Below are 21001 nucleotides of genomic sequence, written 5' to 3'. Positions count from 1 at the left end.
AGATTACCCCATTAATTATAAAAGACTAAATGACTATTTTTTTTGCTTTAAAAAAAAGATTATAAACATGTTTAAAACTGCCAATAAACAGTTGACTTACTGTGTAGGAGCAAACTCCTTTAGGCGATCAATTTTATAATTTGCAGAGAATTAAATGCTAAAAATGACTAATTACAAAAAATTACCAATTTTTACCTCATACAATTTAGATGCTAGATTTTATGATGAGATTTTTACGGAAAAGAAAGAAGTAAGAAAAATTTATGAAACACTTTTTAATTTATTTAATGAATATAAAATAGATGATTTTAAGTTGTTGAATGAAAAAGCCAAGGCCTCTTTTTTAAACCAAGGAATTACCTTTCAGGTATATGGCGAAAAGCAAACAAAAGAAAAAGTATTTCCTTTTGATCTTTTCCCTAGAATTATATCTGCTAAGGAGTGGGAGCATATTGAGTCTGGAGCTTTGCAAAGGAGTGTTGCTTTAAACTTGTTTTTAAAAGATTTGTACCACAATCAACAAATCATAAAAGATGGTGTGGTACCTATTGAATTGATAGCTTCTTCTAAAAATTTTCTATCTCAAATGAAAGGAATTGAACCTCCAGGAGGAATTTATAATCACATTTCAGGAACAGATTTAATCAAGCATTCGGATGGGGAGTATTACGTGTTAGAAGATAATATTAGATGTCCTTCGGGAGTGAGTTATGTTATTAGTAACAGAGCGGCGTTAAAGCGTACTTTATATGGTGCATTTAATCACTATCCTATCTATACGGTTGATAATTACGCAGAGAATTTACTTTCGATTATGAACTCTGTAAAGCCTCAAGGTGTAGACAATCCCACTTGTGTAGTAATAACGCCAGGAGTTTATAATTCGGCTTATTATGAGCATTCTTACTTAGCTAAAGCGATGGGGATTCAGTTGGTTGAAGGAAGGGATTTGTTTGTAGAGAACAACTTTGTTTATATGAAAACCATTTATGGACCTAAAAAGATAGATGTTATTTATAGACGAATTGATGATGATTTTTTAGATCCTTTGGAGTTTAATCCTGATAGTGTTTTGGGAGTTAAAGGCTTATTTAGCGTGTATAAAAAAGGAAACGTTTGTTTGGTAAATGCTCCTGGAACTGGAGTTGCAGATGATAAAGCTATTTATACTTACATGCCTAAAATCATCAAATATTATTTAGGAGAAGACCCTATTTTAAACAATGTACATACCTATCATTGTAGCGATCCTAAAGAGTTATCGTTTATACTAGATAACATCCCCAATTTAGTGATTAAGCCTGTAGATGAGTCTGGAGGGTATGGAATATCTATTGGTAATAAGTTGACCAAAGAAGAAATAGAAAAAGTAAAAGATGTTATTAAAGCAGATCCAAGAAAATATATAGCACAACCCATTATGTCTTTGTCTACACATGCTACATATATTGATGAAGAAGAAGTTTTTGAACCTAGACATGTAGATTTAAGAACATTTACATTGCTAGGTAAAGACAAAGCATTTGTGTTAAAAGGTGGATTGACTAGGGTAGCGCTTAAAAGAGGAAATTTAATTGTAAACTCTTCTCAAGGAGGTGGTTCTAAAGATACTTGGGTATTAAAAAAATAAAAAAATATGTTAGCAAGAGTAGCCAATAATTTATTCTGGATGGGAAGGTATTTAGAGAGAACCGAGCATATTGCAAGGTTTATCAATGTTAATTATTTTTCTTCCTTAGATGCATCTAATGATGTTTCTCAATCTAGGCAATTTGTGTTAAAGTCAATTTTGTACATGGTTAATGATGTTGTCCACAATAATGACGATGTGATAGATGAAAAGGAAGTATTATATGATGTGGGGTTAAATCCAGAAAACCCTTTTTCGGTACTAAGTTGTTTTAAATATGCTAGGGTCAATGCTAGCGGTTCAAGGGATTTATTATCTATAGAATTATTTGAATCTATCAATAGTTTACATCATTACATCACTAATTACAGTGCAGAGCATTTTACCAATGCTGGTTTAGATGAATTTACGTCTTATGTAACTAAAGAAGTTGCAGCGTTAAGAGGAAAAATAATAGAAACGTTAATGCATGATGAGGCTTATGCAATTATCTCATTGGGTATTAATTTAGAAAGAGCTTCTCAGGTTATTAGAATTATCAATACAAAGTATATAGATGCAAAATCATCAAAATCTGAGTTACATGGTGATTTTAATACAAGTTACGAGTGGATTACTTTGTTAAAGTGTATACAGTCTTTTGACATGATGAGGCGTTATTACAAAAAAACACCTAAAAGTGCAGATACCTTAGATTTTTTAATTCTAAATCCTTTATGTACCAAGTCTGTAGTTAGATGTTTGAATAATGCTGCTAAGAATATAAAAATTTTAACAAGAAATGAGGCCAAAGGAGGAACTTCATACTTGATTAATAAAACAAGATGTGAATACAATTATAAAACCATTGATGAAGTAGAAGGGCGTTTTGCAGATTGTATAGAAGATATTATGGATAAGCTAAATATTATAACAGCTAGTATAGAAAAAGAATTTTTTAGTTATTAGAGGATTGATTTGTTTATGGATGGAAAATAGTTTGTTCTCACAAATAAACAAATCAATTTTTAAGAGGTTAATTTACCTTTTAAAGCTTTTATTTCATCTCTAAATTTAGCAGCTGTCATAAAATCTAATGCTTTTGCTGCTTTTTCCATAGCGCGTTGTTTTTCCTTAATGCGTTCCTCAATAGCAGGTTTAGATAAATAATCTAAATCTTCTTCTGCAGCTAAATTATGTTGTATTTCCTCGTAATTTGTTCCAGAGTTATCAGTTAAATTATTTCCAAAATCTTTTTTGATTTGTGTAGGAGTAATGCCATTGGCCTCGTTATAGGCAATTTGTTTTTCACGCCTACGAGCTGTTTCATCAATGGTTAATTGCATGCTTTTGGTAATTTTATCTGCATACAAAATTGCCATCCCATTTACATTTCTTGCAGCCCTACCTACAGTTTGTGTTAAGGATCTATGAGAACGTAAAAAACCTTCTTTATCTGCATCAATAATAGCTACCAAAGAAACTTCGGGTAAATCTAAACCTTCACGTAACAGGTTCACCCCAATTAATACATCAAACAAACCTTTACGTAAGTCTTGCATAATTTCTACTCGCTCTAAAGTATCTACATCAGAGTGTATATATCGGCAACGTACTTGAATTCTAGTTAAATATTTAGCCAATTCTTCTGCCATACGTTTGGTTAAAGTTGTTACCAAAACACGTTCATCTACTTCTATACGTTTTTGAATTTCTTCAATCAAATCATCTATTTGATTTTGACTAGGACGAACTTCAATAATAGGATCTAATAAACCGGTAGGGCGAATAACTTGTTCTACCACCACACCACCAGATTTTTCTAGCTCGTAGTCGGCTGGAGTTGCAGTTACATAAATCACTTGATTTTGAATGGCTTCAAACTCTTCAAATTTTAAGGGACGGTTATCCATGGCGGCAGGTAATCTAAAACCAAATTCCACCAAATTTTCTTTTCTAGATCGGTCACCACCATACATGGCATGGGTTTGCGGAATGGTTACATGACTTTCATCAATCACCATTAAGAAATCATCAGGAAAATAATCTAACAAACAGAAAGGTCTTGTTCCGGGTTGACGACCATCTAAATACCTAGAATAGTTTTCAATTCCGCTACAGTATCCTAATTCACGAATCATTTCTAAATCAAACTCTGTACGTTCTTTTAAACGTTTGGCCTCTAAGGTTTTTCCAATTTCATTAAAATAATCATATTGTTTCATCAAATCTTCTTGAATTTGATGAATGGCTCCCTGTAAAATATCAGGAGAAGTCACGAATAAATTGGCAGGATAAATATCTAAGGTTTCAAAGCGTTCTATCACTTGTTTGTTCTCTAAATCATAAGATTCAATTTCTTCAATTTCATCTCCAAAAAAGTGAACTCTATAAGCGTATTCTCCATAAGAAGGAAAAATAGTAACAGTATCTCCTTTTACTTTAAAGTTTCCACTTTTCATATCTGCTTCTGTACGCGCATATAAACTTTGCACCAATTGGTGTAAAAACTTGGTTCTACTTATTTGTTGATCTACCTCAATAGTAACTACGTTGTTTTTAAATTCAACAGGATTTCCCATACCGTATAAACAAGACACAGAGGCAACTACCAAAACATCTTTTCTACCACATAAAAGCGAAGAAGAAGTGCTTAAACGCAAACGTTCTATTTCTTCGTTAATAGATAAATCTTTTTCTATATAAACCCCAGAGGATGGAATATAAGCTTCAGGTTGGTAATAGTCGTAGTAAGAAACAAAATACTCTACAGCATTGTTGGGAAAAAAGTTTTTAAACTCGGAATACAATTGCGCTGCCAAGGTTTTGTTATGTGCCAAAACCAAGGTTGGTTTTTTTACTTCTTGAATTACATTGGCTACCGTAAAGGTTTTACCAGAACCAGTAACCCCTAAGAGTGTTTGATATTGATCTCCATTGTTTACTCCAGCTACTAATTCTTTAATAGCATTGGGTTGGTCACCTGTAGGTTGATATTTAGAAACGACTTTAAAATCCATAAAGCAAAATTATGGAATGTATTTTACAGCATAGTAAAATATTTATATTAATTAAATGCATCATCGTTGCGTTTATGGTTCTTTATAATATATTTGTAGCAAAATTAGTTTTATGAAAGGTTTGGCAATATTTACAAAACAAAAATCTGATATTCTAGGGGCATTGGCGAGTACTTTGTGTCTTATACATTGTGTTGCAACGCCTTTTGTTTTTATGATTACTGCAAGTTTTATAACAAGTAACAATCCACTGTATTGGTGGAAGTTTATGGATTATTTGTTTTTAATCATTTCTTTTTTGGCTATTTATAGATCAACGGAAACAAGCACCAGTATTTGGATTAAATATGCTCTATGGATAAGTTGGGCTTTATTATCGCTGATTGTTTTAAATGAAAAAATGGAATGGTTAATTGTGAATGAGCTTATTATTTATATCCCCACAGTTTTATTAATAGGCTTACATTTAATTAATAGAAAGTATTGTAAATGCAAGGTAGATAAATGCTGTGCAAATTAAGGGTGATTGTTATGAATAAGTAATAGTATGTCCTACAGAGGTTGAGTAATTTGCAGATAAAATAGTGTCTACAAAAATCCATTCTGCTTTTGCTTGGCTTTGAGTAAAAGTAGTTAGAATAAAGCCTTTTTGTGTAGCATTAAAATAATTTAAATCATCTATTAAAGTCGTTATAGCACTTTCAAAAGCAGTTAAAATTTCGTTGCTAGGGTTTCCTAAATATTCTTTAAAACCAGGAGAAGTAATTCCGGCAGTAGCCAATTCTATTCCAACTTCTGTTTTGTCTTCTTTGGTTAGTTTGCTAGTCCATGCATTATGACTGTCGCCAGCTAACGTAATAATTTTTTTATCACCCAAAGTATTATACAATGTTTCTCGGTCTAAAGGATAGCCATCCCAAGCATCAAGATTATAAGGTAAAACGGTTGATATTCTAGCTATTTCTTGTTCCGTTAGGCTAGGGTCATTTTGTAAAAATCTTAATTTAATATTTACCAATTCTGTTAAAATACTCTCTAAGTTGGGAGATTCAAATGCTGTTAAAATTTCTGCAGGAACATGCATTTTAGCCATTAGTACTTGTTGTCCTAATACTTGCCATTTTGCAGAACTGTTATTGATTTGTTGTGTTAACCAATTTTGTTGGCTTGATCCTAACAAGGCTCTTGAAGTATCAGAAATATCTGTTTGATATTGGGATATGTTAAAACCATTAGCTGTAATATAGTTCTCTATGGATAATTGTTTGTCTCGTCCAATAATCCTAGTATCTAACATATTAAGGTTTACCAAATTTCCAATATTAAAGTTTCTGTAGACAAGACTTTGGTTGTTAGCTTCTAACCTAGAAAATGGTGAAAACTCACTATATGCTTGTAGGGCAACTTGTTTTCTAGTGTTATAACTTCCTTCGTTTTCGGAGTGATTTTCTGCTCCATCTTTGTAGGCATTGTTGGCTATTTCATGGTCATCCCATACACAAATAAAAGGTTTTTTTTGATGTGCCAATTGTAAATCTGCATCAGCTCTGTATTGTTTGTATCTGGTTCTGTAATCTTCAAGAGATATGATTTCATTTGTAGGTTCGTGAAAACGATTTAAAAAGGCATTTTCATTTGTTGTACCATATCCTCTGGCTTCTACTTCATATAAATAATCACCTAAATGTATAATGACATCAGCTTCAGATTTTGCCATGGCATTGTAAACATTAAACAGTCCCGCTTGGTAATTAGAACAAGAGCAAACAGCAAGTTTTACTGTAGAGACATTATCTGAAAAGGTAAGAGTTTCTCCAATTACAGAAATGGCTTTATCTTCTTTATTGCTAAAACGATAATACAATTTTTGATCAGCAGTAAGTTCTGTTAATTCAATAGCAATAGTATTATCCCTAGTGGCTTCGGTAGTAATAGTTCCACTTCTTAGTATGGTGCTAAAATCAATGTTTTTAGAAACTTCCCAAAGTATTTTTTTGTTAGGGTTTTTGTAACGAGTCCATATAATAACGCTATTACTTGTAGGGTCAAAACTTGCTACACCTTGATTAAAATTTTTGATTGAATAATCATCATCAACAATTTCCTCTTCAATACTGTCTTTACGACAACTAATAAAGTTTGGTGCTAAAATAATGGCACCAGAAGCCCACAAAGTATTTTGAATAAATTGTCGTCTACTGTTTTTTTGAGTTGACATATAGTTTTTGTTGATGATTAAGATGTTTGAATACAGGTGTTTAAGTTAATCAATGATTTTTAAAATATAACAACTTAGATTAAGGTTTTTATAGGAATGATTTATTTCTTTTAATTTTTAAACTCAACCTATGTTAAGTAAAAATAACCTAAAGGTTTAAGAATTGTTTTGTTAACATTTGGGTAATGGTTTGTTTGTACTATGTTGATTTTCTCTTAACCATCAGACTATTTGGTCTGTCTAGTTTTGTGGCACTTAAAAACAACAAACAAACCAATGAAAACATTAAAACTTTTTATTTTATCACTATTTATAACAATGGTCAGCTTTGCACAAAGCAAAGGAAGTATTGTAGGACATGTTACAGATGCAAGTAACTTACCAATTCCAGGAGCAGTAATTATAATAGAATCTTTAAACTTATCTGTAGTTACAGATTTTAATGGAGATTATGCTTTTGTAGGAATAGCTAATGGAGAATATACTTTAAAATCAAGCTGTTTAGGATGTAAAGATTTAATAAAAACAATAAAAGTAAACGGAGCAACGGTTGCGGTAAACTTTGTTTTAGATTCTGCTTTAAATGAATTAGATGAGGTAGTACTTAAAGGAAGTAACTCTAAGGGGCAAGCCAAAGCTTTAAACAAACAAAAATCTAACTTTAATATTACCAATATTGTGGCGGCTGATCAAGTTGGAAAGTTTCCAGATGCTAATATTGGAGATGCTGTAAAAAGAATTCCTGGTATTGCAGTTCAAAACGATCAAGGAGAAGCTAGAAATATTATTATTAGAGGAATGGCTCCTCAATTAAACTCTGTGACTTTAAACGGAGAGAGAATTCCATCAGCAGAGGGTGATAATAGAAATGTGCAAATGGATTTAATTCCATCTGACATGATACAAGCAGTAGAAGTAAATAAGGTATTGACTTCTGATATGGAGGCAGATGCTATTGGAGGTTCTGTAAACTTAGTAACTAGAAGAGCTGGAGAAAAAACCAGATTAACAATTACAGGTGCTTACGGACAAAATCCAGTAAGAAATACTCCGTTGTACAATACTTCTGCAGTAGTTGCAGGTAGAATGTTTAACAATAAATTAGGAGCAGTATTAAGTACTTCTTTACAGTCTAATGATTTTGGATCGGATAATGTAGAGTTCGAGTGGGCTGGTGATGCTAATAATGCTGTAGTTTCTGGTCAAGACATCAGAAGATATGATGTTAAAAGAGTTAGACAAAGTGTTGCTTTAAACTTAGATTATAAAATAAATAACAACAACACTATCTTTTTTAATACCGTTTTAAACAATAGAAAAGATTGGGAAAATAGATATCGTTTAGAAATTAAAGATATTGAAGAAACTGCACCTGGTGTGTATACTGCCGATGAGGTGGTTAGAGAAACCAAAGGAGGAACTAATGATAATGCAAGATTAGAAGAGCAAGAAATTCAGAAATTTGCACTAAATGGAGAGCATATTTTATTTAATTCGGTAAAATTAAATTGGAAAACTAACTATTCTAAAGCTTCTGAAACTAGACCAGAAGAAAGATATATTGCTTATAAAACTGAATCTGTAGATGTAACACAAGACTTATCAGACTTAAGATTTCCAAATGCAAATCCTACAGGAACAGATTTTAACAATCCTTCAGTTTTAGAATTAGATGAAATTTCTGAAGAAAATCAATATACCGAGGAGAAAAATTACGGAGCTAAGTTTGATTTAGAAATTCCTATGTTAAAAGGAGCATATGAAAACACCTTAAAAATAGGGTATAGATACAAAAACAAAGAAAAAAGTAGAGATAATAGCTATAATGAATATGAGCCTGTTTCTGGAATGGAATTTATGAGTGATGTTCCTTATAGCGATAAAACTATTGATGGATTTTTAGCAGGAGACAAATACAAATCAGGAAATTTTGTAAACGAAGATTATTTGGGTGGTTTAGATTTAAAGAACAGTAACTTGTTTGATAGTAAATCTATTTTAAAAGAATTTATACCTGTAAATTACAATGCTAAAGAGCAAGTTAATGCAGCTTATGGTATGGTTATACAAAAGTTAAGTCCAAAATTATCAGCAATGGCAGGACTTAGAGTTGAAAGAACAGATTTAGATTATACAGGATATAGAATTGATGTAGAAACAGCACAAGATTTAAGTGATGCTACAAAAATTGAAGCCTCTAAAAACTATACTAATTTCTTACCAAACTTACAGTTTAAGTATAGCTTACAGCCTAATACTATTTTTAGGTTGGCATATTCAACTTCTATTGCACGTCCTAATTATTACGATTTAGTTCCTTATCAAAACATCAACTCTGATGATTGGGAGTTTGAAGAAGGAAACTCAAATTTAGAGGCTAGTTACTCAAATAACTTTGATTTTATGTTTGAGCATTATTTCTCATCAGTAGGAATTATTTCAGGAGGGGTGTTCTTTAAAAATATTGATAATTTTGTTTACACTTATACAGAAGATGATTTTGTTGATGCCGCTTATCCTGGAGAAACTTTTGAATATTCTCAGCAAAGAAATGGAGAGGTAGCAAAAGTATATGGGTTGGAAGTATCTGTACAAAGAAGGTTAGATTTCTTACCAAAATTCTTAAAAAACTTAAATGTATATCTTAACTATACTTACACAGATTCTGAAGCAGATGGAATTGAAGGTAGGTCTAAATTAGCATTGGCAGGTGCTGTAAAAAACATGTTTAACGGATCGTTGGCATACGAAACTAAAAAGTTAACTGTTAGAGCTTCTTTAAATTATGCAGGTGCTTATATTGATGAGTATGGAGATGAAGATTTTGAAGATATTTACTATGATGCTCAAATGTTTTTAGATGTAAACGCTACTTACGAAATTGTAAAAGGATTAAGATTGTTTACAGAATTTAAAAACTTAACCAATCAAGAGTTAAGATATTACCAAGGTCAAAAAGATTTAACCGCTCAAGCAGAATATTACAATTTTAATTGGAACGCAGGAGTAAAGTATAATTTTTAATTAACTTAAAATAACACTATAAAAAGATCGTCTCAAAAGTACATTATTGTTCGTCATTCTTAATTATAATGAGAATTTGAAACAAGTTTAGGTTGACGAAAACTGTATTTTTGAGATTGAATCTTTTTTATATTTACATATATGAATAAAATTTTAGCAATAGTATTTATAGGATTACAAGTAATATCATGTCAATCAGATAAAAAAGACAAAAGTTTACTGTTTTCTGTAAATGCTGTAAGAGAAACAGAACCTGTTTATACCAACGATGATGCAGCCGATGACGCTTGTATATGGATCAATCCAAATAATGTTGAGACTTCGTTAATTATTGGAACCAATAAAAAGCAAGGTTTGTGTGTGTATAATTTAGAAGGAAAGTTATTGCACAATTACTCAGTAGGAAAAGTAAACAATGTAGACATTAGAGATGGATTTATGTTGAACAATGAGTCGGTGTCTATTGTTACGGCTTCTAACAGAACCAACAATACCATTACAATTCACAAAGTAAATTCAAACGGAACGTTGAGCAATGTTGCCATACAACCATTAAAATCTAATTTAAGAGAGGTTTACGGATTGTGTATGTATCAAAATGATATAGATACTTTTGTATTTGTTTCTGGTAAAAGCGGAGGAGTAGAAAAATGGAAATTAATCGCTCAAGAAAATGGAGTAGTAGGTGAGTTAGTAACCACTGTTAAGTTAGATTCTCAAACAGAAGGAATGGTTGCCGATGACGAATTAGGGTTTATTTACATAGCTGAAGAAGATGTGGCGTTATGGAGGTTTAATGCAGATTCTTTTTCAGACGAAAAAACACTTGTAGCCAAAGTTTCTGATGTAAACATGAAAGATGATTTTGAAGGAGTGACTATCTACAAAAAAGAAAACAATAGCGGATATATCATCCTATCTTCTCAAGGAAATAATTCTTATGCAATGTTTGATAGACAATCAAACCAATACCTAAAAAGTTTTACTATTGATGATGAAGTTATTGATGGAACCAATGATACAGACGGAATTGATGTAACATCCGTTAGTTTTAAAAACTTTCCTAAAGGATTTTTTATAGTACAAGATGGAACCAATATGGATGTAGGAGTTAAGAAAAATCAAAACTTTAAAATAGTTGATTTTAGAGATGTATTAAAAGGTCTTTAAGAGTCAAAACATTTTATATTAAAAAATCCGCTTATCTAAATAAGCGGATTTTTTTTTTGATTGATAAACTTATAAAATTATTAACCAAATATTCTATTCAACATTTGTTTGTTGGCATTTTTAACGCTCCAACTACAATCAGGGTAGTTAATTTCTATACAAACATTCCCTTCATTCATATCATGAATTAATTTTTTATCTTTTCTATTCAATAAACCATTAATCATTAACAGTTTTTGAGTTAGCTTAGAGCGTTTGTTTTTTAACATACGGTGTATCATTACACTTCTGTCGCTAGATTTAATAATTACATTCTTAATAAATTTCATAACGGTTTTGTTTTACTGGTTCCTCAATAAGGTACAAAAAATCAATGGATGAGTCAAGTACTGATTTTAACCAAAAATACGGTTAATAAGTTTTGTACTAGCGTTTTGTATTTTCCATGTGCCGCTATATCGGTTAATATAAAGGATGGCATTTTCTTTATTAATTAATCGAATAATTTTTTTATCTCTATTTTTTAAAAAACGTAAAACTCTTTCTACAATAGCTTTAGATCTATCGTACTTTTTTAAATCAGGATTGTGTAGTTCTAAACTACCGTCAAAAACTACAATATTATTAATGGTATCCATAATACATACTTTTAAACACCTATTAATTTACAGAAAAAATCTGATTTAAGAATAAATGATTCATTTTAAAATTTTTAAAATACTTTAGAAACGTATCTTTACTTACTCAAAACAACTAAACATGAAATCATACCAAAATAAAACTACGGATCACAAGAATAAAAAATCTAAAGTTACTATGGCTGCCGCTTTTAAAAGTATTATTTGGCCAAGACGTAAACTGGTTTTTATAGGGTTGATTTTAATTGTACTTAGCCGTTTGTCTAGTTTGGTATTGCCATGGAAAACAAAAGTTTTGTTAGATGAAGTAATTCCGAATAAGAATTTTGAAGAACTCAGAAATTTATTGTTAATCGTAGCAGGAGCTATTTTGGTACAAGCAGTCACTTCATTTTTGTTGACTAAAATTTTAAGTGTACAGGCACAGTTTTTAATTTCGGAATTAAGAGCACAAGTACAGAAAAAAGTATTGTCTTTACCCATTGGATTTTTTGATAATACCAAATCTGGAGCCTTGGTGTCTAGAATTATGAACGATGTAGAAGGAGTTCGTAATTTAATAGGTACTGGTTTGGTACAATTGGTAGGGGGAACCATTACCGCTGTTATTTCTTTAATTCTATTGATTAAAATCAGTTGGTCTATGACGCTTTTTGTGTTGGTTCCTGTAGGGATTTTTGGTTTTATAGCTTTAAAGGCTTTTGCTTATATCCGACCTATTTTTAAGGTAAGAGGTAAAATTAATGCAGAGGTCAATGGTCGTTTAACAGAAACTTTGGCAGGAGTTCGTGTAATTAAAGCTTTTAATGCCGAAGAGCAAGAGAATAAAGTGTTTGAAAAAGGAGTTGATTTAATGTTTCAAAACGTAAAAAAGAGTTTAACAGCTACGGCTTTAATGACTAGTACTTCTACGTTTTTATTAGGAATTGCTTCTACAGGAATTATGGGAATTGGTGGGTATAAAATTATTCAAGGAGAGTTAACTATTGGAGATTTTTTATCATTTACACTTTTATTAGGATTTATGATTGCTCCCATTGTACAGATGAGTAATATTGGGAGTCAGTTAACCGAAGCTTTGGCAGGTTTAGATAGAACCGAAGAACTGATGAATATGCAAGCTGAAGATGAGGATGAAAATAGAACCGAAGAAATACATCATTTTAAAGGAGATATTGAATTTAAAGAGGTGTCTTTTGCTTACGAAGAAAATAAAAATGTACTGAACAATATCAGTTTTAATGCAGCCTCGGGTTCTGTGATTGCTCTGGTAGGAAGTTCTGGATCTGGGAAATCTACCATTGCAGGATTGTCGGCTACTTTTTTAAATCCAAAATCAGGGACTATTACTATTGATGGACATGATTTGTCTAAAGTAAAATTAAAAAGCTTTAGAAAGCACTTAGGGGTGGTTTTACAAGATGAATTTTTGTTTGAAGGAACTATTAGAGAAAACATCATGTTTCCAAGACCTAATGCTACCGAAGAACAATTACAAAATGCGGTGAATGCTGCTTATGTAAATGAATTTACAGATAGGTTTGATGATGGACTTAATACTTTAATAGGGGAAAGAGGGGTGAAATTGTCTGGAGGACAAAGACAGCGTATTGCCATTGCAAGAGCTATTTTAGCAGATCCAAAGATTATTATTTTAGACGAGGCTACCTCTAATTTAGATACGGAAAGTGAAGTGTTGATTCAGAAAAGTTTGGCACAATTAACCAAAAACAGAACGACTATTGTAATTGCCCATCGTTTGAGTACCATTCGCAAAGCAGATCAAATTTTAGTGATAGAGGGCGGTCAAATTGCAGAACGAGGTACTCATGATGAGTTAATCGCTACTCAAGGTCGTTATTATGATTTGTATACTTATCAAGGGAAAATATAATTTATTTGCCTTTAAATTTTAGTTGATAATTAAGGGATAAAACTCCTTAATATGAATTAAAAACAACGATGTTTTAAGGCTGATACTTTCCTATCTTTGCACAAATTATTTTATTTATGTCAAAGCTGTTTTCAGATTTAGGAATTTCATCTATTATCACCAATACCTTAAATGGTTTAGGAATAACAGAACCCACTGAAATTCAAAAACAATCCATTCCTGTAATTTTAAATCAAAAGGATGATTTTGTAGGATTAGCCAATACAGGTACTGGTAAAACAGCAGCTTTTGGATTGCCATTATTACAAATGGTTGAGGTATCTAACCCAAGTATTCAAGTAGTTGTTTTAGCACCTACTAGAGAATTAGGGAAACAAATTTACACCAACCTAACAGATTTTGGAGCAGATATTTCTGGTTTGTCTATTGCTGAGGTTTGTGGAGGTACTTCTGTAAAACCTCAAATAGAACTTTTACAACAAACTACTCATGTAGTGGTAGCTACTCCAGGTCGTTTGATAGATTTGATTCAAAGAGGTAAAATTGATTTAAAACAAGTAAAGTATTTTGTGTTAGATGAAGCGGATGAAATGGTTTTGTCTTTAAAAGAAGGTTTAGATAAAATTGTAGAGGCAATGCCTAAACAAAAACGTACTCTTTTGTTTTCTGCAACCTTGCCTGGTTCTGTAAAGCAATTGGTGCAAAATTATTTGTCTAAACACGTTACCCAAGTTGGGTCAGAAACGGTAAATACAGCGCATAAAGATGTTGCCCATCATTATGTAGTGGTAGAACCTATAGAAAAACTAAATGTGTTATTACACTTTTTGTCTAGCAAAGAAGGGGAGCAGGGAATTATATTTTGTAAAACCAAAGCCGCGGTTAATAAGTTGGCCAAAAATTTAGCCATTAATAAAATTTCTTCTGGAGCTATTCACGGTAGTTTAACACAAGGAATCCGTGATCGTATTATGGAGCAATTTCGTGAAGGATATATCAATACTTTGGTTGCTACAGATGTTGCTGCAAGAGGAATTGACATCAAAAATGTTTCTTATGTAGTGCATTATCATTTGCCAGATGCGATGGAAACTTATATTCACCGTAGTGGTAGAACGGCTAGGGCAGGAGCCAAAGGAATGTCTTTAGCAGTATTACAAGCTGATGAGGTTGAAAAAATGAAGTTTTTAGGAGAGGAGTATGAAATTGATTTACATACCTATGCCAAACCTAATGCCATAAGCATAGAGGAAAATAACACCATTCTTTGGGCTAAAAAAATATTTAAAACCAAACCCAATAGAGCTGTGTCAGAACAGGTAAAAGCTTCGGTTAAAGAGGTCTTTCATCATTTAACCAAAGAGGAATTGGTAGATAAAATTTTAGCCAATTATTTATTAGAGAACAAAACAGCCGACTTACTTTCTACAGATAAACCTGTAAAAAAGAAAAAGAAGAAACAACAATAGTTATCGTATCATTTAAATGCGTAAAGATATTACCATACTTGGCGAAAAAATTAAGCCAGGAAAAACATATCAGATCAAATCTGATATTGCTCGTTTGCACACCAGAACCAAAATAGAAGTACCAATTATTATTAGCAGGGCTAAGGTTGATGGACCTTGTGTTTTGATTAGTGCCGGAATTCATGGAGATGAGGTAAATGGAGTAGAAATTGTTAGGCAAGTTGTAGCCAATAAATACAATATTCCAGATGCTGGAATGATTATTTGTGTTCCTGTAGTAAATGTGTTTGGTTTTTTAATCAAGACCAGAGAATTTCCTGATGGAAAGGATTTAAACAGAAGTTTTCCGGGAGCTAAGAATGGATCATTAGCAAGTAAGTTTGCTCATTTTTTTATGAATGAAATTGTGGTTCATGTAGATTATTGTATCGATTTTCATACAGGAGGAGATACGCGATTTAACTATCCTCAAATAAGAATTTCTGATGACGATGAGGAAACTTTTAATTTGGCAAAAACGTTTGGAGCAAAGTTTGTAAAATACTCCTCAGAAAGAGAAAAATCTTTTAGAGCCTCTGCAGTAGCCAGTGGTAAAAAAGTATTGTTGTATGAGGGAGGTAAAGCTTTAAATATCAATCCAAAAATTACAAATGTGGGAGTGACAGGAATTTTAAATGTTCTTGAATCTTTAGGGGTAAAAAAAATGCCATCAGATCATATTCCTTTGCATGATGGGGTAAAGCAAGTTGTTTTTAACGAATCCAAGTGGATTAGAGCCAATGCTTCTGGAATGTACAGGTCTTTAGTAGAAAACGGATTGCCTATCAAAAAAGGAGAGGTGATAGGTTTAATTACCGATCCTTATGGTTTTTTTGAAAGAAAAATTAAATCTCCAGTATCAGGACATGTGATTTGTTTGAATCATTCTCCTATTGTTAACCAAGGAGATGCTATTGCACATATTGCTATCAAATTATAGTTTAAACTAAAAGCCATTGACGAAGTATTTATTCATCAATGGCTTTTAAGTTATTAGGGACATGAAACCTTTTATCTTTTTAGAAAATTAATAAGAGGATCTATGAAACTCTTAAACTTTTCAATATGTGGTAAGTGCCCCACATTTTCTATTTCTACTAGTTCCGAATTAGGAATTTCCATCTGTGTTTTTTTTCCTAATTTGCTGTATAAGCCCATTGTTTTTCGTACTTCTTCTGTAACCAAAGGTTTTCCTAAGGCAGTTCTATCTCTGGTTCCAATAATCAGTAAAGTTGGCGCTGTAATATTTTTAAACTCGTAAACTACAGGTTGTGTAAAAATCATATCATAGGTTAGTGCGGCATTCCAAGCTATGGTTTTATAGTCAGAATTTAATGTCCAACCAGCAAGTAAGTTTACCCATTCGTCATATTCTGCTTTCCATTTATTGTCGTAGTAGTTTTCTAATTGATATTTTTTGATACCAGTATAACTCTTTTTAAGTTCATTATGATACCACCATTCTACAGGTTTGTAGGGTACTTTTAATTTCCAATCCTCAAGACCAATAGGATTTTCTAAAATTAATTTTTCTATAGTATCAGGATACATCAAAGTGAATCTTGTAGCCAACATTCCACCCATGGAGTGACCTAAAATAGCAGTTTTCTCAATTTTTAAAGTATCTAGTAACAACTTGGTGTTTTGAGCCAATTGTTGGAAGGTATAATGAAAATGAAGTGGTTTAGAGGATTTTCCAAAACCTATTTGATCTGGTACAATTACTCTATAACCTTCTTTGGTTAAAGCTTCAATTGTAGTTTTCCAATAAGCACCATTAAAGTTTTTTCCGTGAATTAATACAATGTTTTTTCCACGATAGTTTTTAGGCTTAATATCCATATAAGCCATGGTTAAATCTTGTTCTTGTATGTGTAAAGGTAAAGTAGAAACTTTATAAGGATATTGGTAGTTTGCTAATTCAACATCTAACCATTGTAAGTTGTTTTCTTGGGCTTTTGCATGTTGAAAACTCCCTATAAAGATAAATAGGATCAGTAATTTTTTTGCCATTGTTTTTTTCGGTTTATGGTAGCAAATTTTATACCTAATTACTTTATTAAGTAGGATAATGTTAGAATTATCTTATTTTATTATTTGGAAAAGATTACAACTAGTTATTTATATTTTCTCTCTGTTTCTTTTTAACAATAATAAAACACAGGATTGATGAAGTCAATGTTAAAAAAGTTCCAAGAATTAACTCTATTGTGTTTTGTGAAAAAAGATTCCCTACTGTATTCAATGCAAAAAGTACTACAAAAACCCATATGAATAAATCGATAATTTTATTACTGGTTCCTTTCTCTAGTAGCTTATACTTCATAAATAATATCACCAACATAAATAGATTTATTAATATAGAGAAAGTTTCAAAAGATTTCATTTCCTCAACTGACTTAAGTTTTCCTGCCCAAACTTTATCGTAATGAATCTGTTCTGTAAAAATTAAGAAATGAAAAATTAAAATTATTCCGAGTATAAAAAACATAATAATTAAAGCAATTTTTTTACTCATGTTTGATGTTTTTTTGGTGGGGGATAAACGATTAGTATAAGAATAGTAGCGGGTTTTGAAATCGACAAGATTTTTGAAGCTACGCTAAGCTTATAATTATTTAGTGTTTTTAATTTGCCGACCTAATAATAATTTTGTTAAATTATTTAAAAGTTACTTTAAAGGCTGTAAATTTCCCGTCTTTTGGTTCAAAATAAAGTGCAACTTTTCTAACTGGATTTACGTACAGGTGTCCATTTTTAAGTCTTCTAGCATTACCAAAATAATCCCCACTTTTGCCAGACCAATTACCTTCTGAGTTTTTATACCAATTAAAGTCAAGCATCATTTTATTATAATAGAAATAAGAATCATCATTTACTTTGTTATCATATGAAATACCGAACAGAGTATCATCATTCAATTTACTATAGTAAAAGATTTTTCCATCGTATTTTATTTGTGAAGGACGTAATTCGAATTCAGCCCATCGGTTGCTATTTTTTGTAACATAATGACTTGCGCTTCCACAACTATAAAAGGTAATAATTAATATTGAAATAATTAAAATATTAAGTTTTCTTTCCATGATTTACCACTTATTTTTCTATGTAATTTGTTGTTTATAATTATACACAACTTCCAAACAACCCAACCTTATTTTACATTTTAGTTTACAGAAGTCTATTGATATTTATAAAACTACGGATTATTATAAATAAAAGGAATGTTTATTTATCCACAAAAGCTTATAGTTCTTAACAAGTGTTATAGCATCGGTTTGTTAGCTGCGTAATATTTTTTTCATTTTACGCCCTTTGACTCTATATATACTCTATAATGTTTTTATTTTCTATTATCCAATTTCTTAACCGATTGATGTTTTTTAGACCATTATCTACATTTTCCAATTGCTTGTTAAAATCTTGTGTTCGGTCTATTTTTCCTGAAAAAACTCTAATCGAAAAACTTTTGCTGTGTTTTTCTAGTTTCGCCCATTTAGGAAGTAATTCTTTTATTTTAAATTCAACTTCTTCGGAAAAACCTTTAAAAGTTGCATCTGTATTTCCTTGTCCAAGTTTGTGATAAAACACAATATTTTTTAATCTGTCATCAAAAAGCATTGGCCAATCACTGTTGTGAGGAACAATATCTGGTTTCTTCATTATGAGACTCGAATAATTTTCTTCTTTAAATTGCCAATATAAATGCCAAAAACTTTGAACTGGAACAGAGTTTACGGGTTGATAGCCACGTCTTAATTTTTCAGTTGCAATTTCTAATAAATTACTTTTGAATAGATTTCTTTTTGTACCTATAAACTTAAGTCTTTCAGCAATTATTTCGTAGGTCAAATAATTTTCAAATTCACTTTGATTTTCGCAGTATAGATTTGGAGCAATTAATATAACAAAAACATTGTCGCATTCTTTTTGTGCTAAATATTCGTCAGCACGTTTTAAGTAACGATTAAATTGTTCATGTTGAAATTTAGTGTCTAATTTATTTTCAATAAGCAAGAAAATTTTTTGATCATTCGAATTGTAGGAAAATAAAATATCAGTCTCTCCAAGTCCAAAAGCAGAAATACTTCTCCAAGCACCGTTTACAGAAGACAAATGTGGTAAGTTAAGTTCTCTAACAAACCATTCACAAAATGAATTGTCGGTAGATAATTCTTCTAGTAAAATTAAATCGACATCCCTTTCTTGAATAGATTCAACAGGTAAAATGGTTTCTTCCATATTTTGTTCTCAAATAGGTTGCTACGGTTTGGCTATGGTGCGTGTCCCGCAAGGTATGCACTATAGCCGTTGTTGTAGGCAGTTTTTATCTTTTTGTTCCTAATTTATCTTTATCAATTAATCTGTATAAAGGTGCTACAGAATCAAAAGCTCCCGAGTAAGCAACTCTATGACTATTCCCTTTGTCTTTTTCTTCAAGTTGATTTAATTTTTCTTTTAGTTGTTCTACTGTATCAACTCCAAAAAGAATCTTAACTTTTTCGAAATGTCTCTTCGATTCTAGTCTATAGAAAAGCTCATAGCGACCTGAAGTGTCATATACATAGGTCATCGGAAACCATCGTAGATTATTTAATTCAGATACATGATAACAGAGTAAATCCGCTTGTACTAGAATGCGCTTAGTCAAAAAATCTGGAATTCGTTTGATAATAAAGTCCGCCATTGCACTGAAGAAATTCTGTGAATGCGTTTGATTGTAATAAGGTTTTATTATGTCAGTATGACCGTAGAATACATCAAATCTTTTAGCTTCATTGTTGCTATTGTGTTTGTCTTTCGTGAAGTAGCTTGAATAAAGGATTTCTTCAATGAAATGATAGTTATTGTTTTTAAGTCCAACAGCAATTAAGTATATGAGAAGTTCGTGTACGATAAACTTGAAATTATCAAATTCAAAAGTTCCCCAACTACTTCGGTCGTCAAGAGGTGAAAAGAACAACGGTAATTCTTCAAAGAATTGGATTATTATGTCAATGTCAAAATCAACATTCGAGTTGGTTAGAATATCGAAAAACTTAATAAAATCGTCTCTTAACGGTGTATATTGATTTATATTCTCACAAATCTGTTTACCAACTTTTATCTGATCCCTCGAATTATAGGTAATGCTAAATTCCTTTAAATTCTCTTTGAAGTCTTCGAGAAAGTCACGAATTAGTGAATTTGCTCTGTCGGGCTTATTCAGAAGTTGTTTTTCGAATCCCCTTAGAATATGAGTCGTTTTAAAATTGAGTGGGCTTTCTTCAAACAAGTAGCTTGGGGCTTTACCTAGTTTAGGTTTACTAAATGAAGGACGACCATAGATATTCCTTAATAGACTTTCGTAATTATCTTCGAATTGTTCATCATTTGACAAATCAATATACACACGGCCATCTAAATAAGTTGGAATAAATGCTTCGCCTTCTTCACTGCGTTCTCGGACTATTGGAATGAACTTTTCCTGTGATACATCTTTATAAATTTTGGGGCTGATTATTTGAGTTTCCGTTCCGACACCACCTTTTCTGGAGTCCGCTCTTTCAGAGTATTTCTTGTCTAGAATAATCAAGACTTTATTAATCTCAGGTGATTTTACCATTGATTCCATAAAATCATATAAGTCGTGTCCTTCTTTTAAATCCCATTTATCAAGAACAACATCAATTCCATCAGAAATAAGTCTTTTCGCAAGACTAAGAACCCATTCTTCGTGTTCGGGTGTCGTCCAAGAGTATGAAATGAAGATTTTTTGATTCATAAGGTTTTGGTTCTTTCAAATTGCCTACAACTTCCGAATAACCCAACCTTATTTTACATTTGAGTTTACAGAAGTTTATTGATATTTATAAAACTACGGATTATTATAAATAAAAGGAATGTTTATTTATCCACAAAAGCTCATAGTTCTTAACAA

General features: G+C 31.5%; 17 protein-coding genes. 8 read left to right on the top strand and 9 right to left on the bottom strand.

Annotated features, from left to right (window positions below; genetic code table 11):
* Window positions 1–163 precede the first annotated feature (163 nt).
* Complete coding sequence (locus tag AXE80_RS07785) at window positions 164–1630, top strand: circularly permuted type 2 ATP-grasp protein (RefSeq protein ID WP_068826039.1); 1467 nt, start codon at window positions 164–166, stop codon at window positions 1628–1630.
* A 6-nt stretch (window positions 1631–1636) separates the two neighbouring features.
* Window positions 1637–2578: an alpha-E domain-containing protein gene (locus tag AXE80_RS07780; protein WP_068826037.1), complete on the top strand. Its 942-nt coding sequence runs from the start codon at window positions 1637–1639 to the stop codon at window positions 2576–2578.
* Window positions 2579–2637: 59 nt separating this feature from the next.
* Here the strand turns inward: AXE80_RS07780 and uvrB are convergent, their stop codons facing one another.
* A complete protein-coding gene (gene uvrB / locus AXE80_RS07775) occupies window positions 2638–4629 on the bottom strand; it encodes an excinuclease ABC subunit UvrB (RefSeq protein ID WP_068826034.1) in 1992 nt (663 codons plus the stop codon).
* 112 nt (window positions 4630–4741) lie between these two features.
* On the opposite strand from uvrB, the gene AXE80_RS07770 reads away from it, so the two are divergent.
* A complete protein-coding gene (locus AXE80_RS07770) occupies window positions 4742–5149 on the top strand; it encodes a MerC domain-containing protein (protein ID WP_068826032.1) in 408 nt (135 codons plus the stop codon).
* A 9-nt stretch (window positions 5150–5158) separates the two neighbouring features.
* On the opposite strand, the gene AXE80_RS07765 is transcribed toward AXE80_RS07770, so the two are convergent.
* Entirely contained in the window at window positions 5159–6847 is a 1689-nt protein-coding gene (locus tag AXE80_RS07765; RefSeq protein ID WP_068826030.1) for an alkaline phosphatase D family protein, read from the bottom strand.
* Between the two features lie 276 nt (window positions 6848–7123).
* Here AXE80_RS07765 and AXE80_RS07760 point away from each other — a divergent pair, with 276 nt between their 5' ends.
* Window positions 7124–9871, top strand: a complete 2748-nt coding sequence (locus AXE80_RS07760; protein ID WP_068826027.1) for a TonB-dependent receptor — start codon at window positions 7124–7126, stop codon at window positions 9869–9871.
* 141 nt (window positions 9872–10012) lie between these two features.
* Window positions 10013–11041 (top strand): phytase, encoded by a 1029-nt coding sequence (locus AXE80_RS07755; RefSeq protein ID WP_068826026.1) that lies wholly within the window; start codon window positions 10013–10015, stop codon window positions 11039–11041.
* Between the two features lie 80 nt (window positions 11042–11121).
* Here AXE80_RS07755 and AXE80_RS07750 read toward each other — a convergent pair whose 3' ends face one another.
* Complete coding sequence (locus AXE80_RS07750) at window positions 11122–11370, bottom strand: hypothetical protein (protein WP_068826024.1); 249 nt, start codon at window positions 11368–11370, stop codon at window positions 11122–11124.
* Window positions 11371–11436: 66 nt separating this feature from the next.
* A complete protein-coding gene (locus AXE80_RS07745) occupies window positions 11437–11679 on the bottom strand; it encodes a hypothetical protein (RefSeq protein WP_068826022.1) in 243 nt (80 codons plus the stop codon).
* 121 nt (window positions 11680–11800) lie between these two features.
* On the opposite strand from AXE80_RS07745, the gene AXE80_RS07740 reads away from it, so the two are divergent.
* From AXE80_RS07740 to AXE80_RS07730, 3 genes are all read left to right on the top strand, one after another.
* Window positions 11801–13573, top strand: coding sequence for an ABC transporter ATP-binding protein (locus AXE80_RS07740; RefSeq protein WP_068826020.1), 1773 nt, complete (start codon window positions 11801–11803; stop codon window positions 13571–13573).
* Window positions 13574–13689: 116 nt separating this feature from the next.
* Window positions 13690–15042, top strand: coding sequence for a DEAD/DEAH box helicase (locus AXE80_RS07735; RefSeq protein ID WP_068826018.1), 1353 nt, complete (start codon window positions 13690–13692; stop codon window positions 15040–15042).
* Window positions 15043–15058: 16 nt separating this feature from the next.
* Window positions 15059–16021 (top strand): succinylglutamate desuccinylase/aspartoacylase family protein, encoded by a 963-nt coding sequence (locus AXE80_RS07730; RefSeq protein WP_068826016.1) that lies wholly within the window; start codon window positions 15059–15061, stop codon window positions 16019–16021.
* A gap of 71 nt (window positions 16022–16092) precedes the next feature.
* Here AXE80_RS07730 and AXE80_RS07725 read toward each other — a convergent pair whose 3' ends face one another.
* From AXE80_RS07725 to AXE80_RS07705, 5 genes are all read right to left on the bottom strand, one after another.
* A complete protein-coding gene (locus AXE80_RS07725; protein WP_068826014.1) occupies window positions 16093–17094 on the bottom strand; it encodes an alpha/beta fold hydrolase in 1002 nt (333 codons plus the stop codon).
* A gap of 100 nt (window positions 17095–17194) precedes the next feature.
* Complete coding sequence (locus tag AXE80_RS07720) at window positions 17195–17599, bottom strand: hypothetical protein (RefSeq protein ID WP_068826012.1); 405 nt, start codon at window positions 17597–17599, stop codon at window positions 17195–17197.
* A 142-nt stretch (window positions 17600–17741) separates the two neighbouring features.
* Complete coding sequence (locus AXE80_RS07715) at window positions 17742–18167, bottom strand: hypothetical protein (RefSeq protein ID WP_068826010.1); 426 nt, start codon at window positions 18165–18167, stop codon at window positions 17742–17744.
* 235 nt (window positions 18168–18402) lie between these two features.
* Window positions 18403–19323, bottom strand: a complete 921-nt coding sequence (locus AXE80_RS07710) for a PD-(D/E)XK nuclease family protein (protein ID WP_068826008.1) — start codon at window positions 19321–19323, stop codon at window positions 18403–18405.
* Between the two features lie 85 nt (window positions 19324–19408).
* A complete protein-coding gene (locus AXE80_RS07705; protein WP_068826006.1) occupies window positions 19409–20845 on the bottom strand; it encodes a toll/interleukin-1 receptor domain-containing protein in 1437 nt (478 codons plus the stop codon).
* Window positions 20846–21001: the final 156 nt, after the last annotated feature.

The organism is Wenyingzhuangia fucanilytica, from assembly GCF_001697185.1.
Taxonomy (GTDB): domain Bacteria; phylum Bacteroidota; class Bacteroidia; order Flavobacteriales; family Flavobacteriaceae; genus Wenyingzhuangia; species Wenyingzhuangia fucanilytica.
Note: the sequence above shows the minus strand (reverse complement) of the source record. Positions and strands in the feature narration are given on the sequence as shown.